Source organism: Lamprocystis purpurea DSM 4197 (genome assembly GCF_000379525.1).
Taxonomy (GTDB): Bacteria; Pseudomonadota; Gammaproteobacteria; order Chromatiales; family Chromatiaceae; genus Thiodictyon; species Thiodictyon purpureum.
Map to the genome: position 1 here is coordinate 1 of NZ_KB902425.1, position 3,113 is coordinate 3,113.

The window sequence follows — 3,113 nt, forward strand, 5'->3', positions numbered from 1 at the left end:
GGAGCCGTCCTCGCGGCGGGGGTTGGGGATGGTGGACATCATGTGGCGGTCGTGTCGGTCTTGGACGGAATTCAGTCTAGTTCCCTAGTGGCCCGCTCCAGTCTAGTTCATTAGCGGCCCGCGCCAGCCTAGCTCACGAGCGGCCCGTGCCGGTCGCGTACCCCAAGTCTAGTCCGGATGCAGGGTCGGATGGCAAGCGCCCGGCGGAGGTTTGCCTTGAATCTAGCGTTTTGTCTGTGGTATTTGCGGAAACTATGATCCAGATCACAAAACGCCCCTTGCAAGACAGCGGCGAGACGCAGAAAGTACACATCGAAGGGCAATGGGCTGTGCCTGGACCGGCAGCCGATGTGCAACACCGAGCGGCTGGGGGGGCCTCGGCAGGGCGCGGGTGGGGCACTTGCGGTGAGGCGATGGGCCTGGGCGGTCGGCGGGATTCAGTCTAGAACCTTAATGGCCCGTGGCGGGCTAGCAGGTCGCCGGCCCGTGCCAACCTAGAACACGTTGGGTGGACGCCTCCGGCGCAGGAAGAATAGAAAATACAAAATGATTTTGATATATTTAAAGTCAATAAATTATTTTAGGAATAGGGATCAACTATGCCACCAAGAGTAGCAAGAAATTCAGAGTTCAATTCTTATGTATTCATCAAAAACGAATTGAAAAACTTAGGTTGGAATATTAAAAATCCCAACAGAGACCCTAATGGGGAAGTATACACACAACAAGAATGTCTGGATCATCCAGAAATTGGGAATCAACTCGGTCGTCAAAAACCTGAAAATGTAATAAAAGTTAGAGAAAACATTTTTTGGGTAATTGAAGCAAAACCAGAATTAAATGATCTTCAGAGGGCGTATGATGAGGCTGTTGATTATGCAAATACTATTAATCGTAGTAGAATAGTAAAAGCTCAATTGGTCAGCGGTGTCGCTGGTAATGATATTGATGGTTATATTGTTCAAACAGGATTTGTTCAACAAAATGGACAAGCAACTTCGATTTTATACAATGAACGTGCAATTACAAGTCTTTTATCAAAAGAACAAGCTCAATACTTAGTCGATAATAATACTTGCAGATTAAATGACATAATAACCTCTGAAGAAACGTTCATAAAAATTGCAGAAGAGATAAACGAGATTCTTCATAAAGCTTCAATAAATAAAGATTTAAGAGCTACTGTTATATCTTCAGTATTACTGGCAATGATTTCTGACACGCTACCAAACTTCAATGCTTCTCCAGATGTTTTTATAAGAGATATTAATAATCGAGTTGAAGATGTTTTGATAACTCATTCAAAAAGAGAATTTGCCGCTCATATAGAACTTAGATTACCACAGGAAGATTCTGCAAAGATAAAATATAAAACAGCTATTGTAAAAACACTTTTCAGTTTAAGAAAAATAAATATCAAAGCCGCTATGAATAGTGACCATGATTTACTTGGAAAGTTTTACGAAGTTTTCTTAAAATATGGAAATGGAGCAAAAGACATAGGTATTGTATTAACACCAAGACATGTTACTAATTTTGCTGTAGACATTCTTGATGTTAATTCAAACGATCTTATCTATGATCCTGCTTGTGGTACTGGTGGTTTTCTGGTTGCTGGGTATGACAAAGTTAAAAATGAAGCACGCCCTGACGAAATAGCACTATTTAAGAAGCATCGAATTTTTGGTGTTGAACAACAGGCGATAGTGGCATCACTCGCAATTGTAAATATGATTTTCCGAGGAGATGGAAAAAATAATATTATAAATGCAAATAGCCTTGTCAAACATCTAACACGTATTACAAGAAATGGTGGTTTAAGTGCTGAATATAAAGATAATAACGAAGATCAGCGTCCCCCTATCACAAAAGTCTTAATGAATCCTCCATTTGCGTTAAAAGATGATGATGAAAAAGAATATCGGTTCATTAATCACGCTCTGGGTCAAATGACTGAAAATGGTCTACTTTTTTGTGTACTCCCATGTTCTGTGATGTATGTATCTGGTGATTATCTTGATTGGAGAAGGAATTTGCTTTTAAATCACACACTTGAATGCGTTATGACTTTTCCCAATGATCTGTTTTACCCACAAGCTTCCGTAGAACCAATAATTATTATTGTTAGAGCAAAGGTGCCACATGGAACAAAGAATGTACTATGGGCTAGAATACTAGATGATGGTTATAGAAAACTAAAACGAAGAAGATTGCCAACAATTGGTGAGAATGATTTAACGCGATATACCAGTACAATACGTTCTTATATACATAGTCAAAGTACATTTGATGAAGTAAAAGGAATTATTCAAATACTACCAATAAGATACAACGAAGAATCGCTTGAATTAATTCCTCAGAACTACTTAGACAATATAGAATATAATGAACAAGAAATAACGACACAAATGGAAAAAAGTCTCTCTGATATTTACCTACAGTCTTTAAGTGAGGTGTTTAATGCTGATTAATAGTCTATTTTCAATAGTACCAGCAAAGTCGCATGGAACTGACGATTATGATACTGGTGATACACCTTTTATTACAAACTCTCGCTTGAATAATGGTGTGGCACGATTTGTTGAACCAATACCGGGTGACAAAGTAATTGATGCATTTACAATATGCATATCGGGTTTAGGATATGCGACACTTCAAGTAAAAGATTACTTGCCAAAAGGTAATGGTGGTGATTCTGCAACAATATTGATTCCCCTGACAGCAATGACTTTTGAAGAATTACTTTTTTATACCGCACAGTTTAACTTAATACACGGTTGGAGATTTTCATTTGGAAGAAAAGCTAGTAAAAAAAGAATAGAAAAATTGTCTTTTAGTGAAGTATATAACCATTTGCAGATCGAAAATGACTTCTCTGGTAATGTAAAAAGAAAACTTTCTTTAAAATTAAATGAGCTAAACTTAAATATTCCCGTAGAATCTACTAACATGTAAAAGTAAAAGACACCCAACAACTGCTTCAACCTGACAACGCTAAAGCGTTGCAGGTTAAGCAAATGTTGAACTAATCCGCTCCGCGGGGCCTACCGCGCCCATCCCATAGCGCCATTGAATCGCGAACAACGCGCGGATATCCCCAGCCGCCCCGCGGT

At 39.3% G+C, this 3,113-nt stretch carries 2 protein-coding genes; both read left to right on the top strand.

Annotated elements, in window-relative coordinates; all coding sequences use genetic code 11:
• The first annotated feature begins 599 nt into the window (after window positions 1–599).
• Window positions 600–2,471: an HsdM family class I SAM-dependent methyltransferase gene (locus A39O_RS38020; RefSeq protein WP_083924563.1), complete on the top strand. Its 1,872-nt coding sequence runs from the start codon at window positions 600–602 to the stop codon at window positions 2,469–2,471.
• The gene (locus tag A39O_RS40525) at window positions 2,461–2,955 is read left to right on the top strand and encodes a hypothetical protein (RefSeq protein ID WP_157639782.1); all 495 of its coding nucleotides are present in this window, start codon (window positions 2,461–2,463) and stop codon (window positions 2,953–2,955) included. Before A39O_RS38020 ends, A39O_RS40525 begins: the two co-directional genes overlap by 11 nt.
• Window positions 2,956–3,113: the final 158 nt, after the last annotated feature.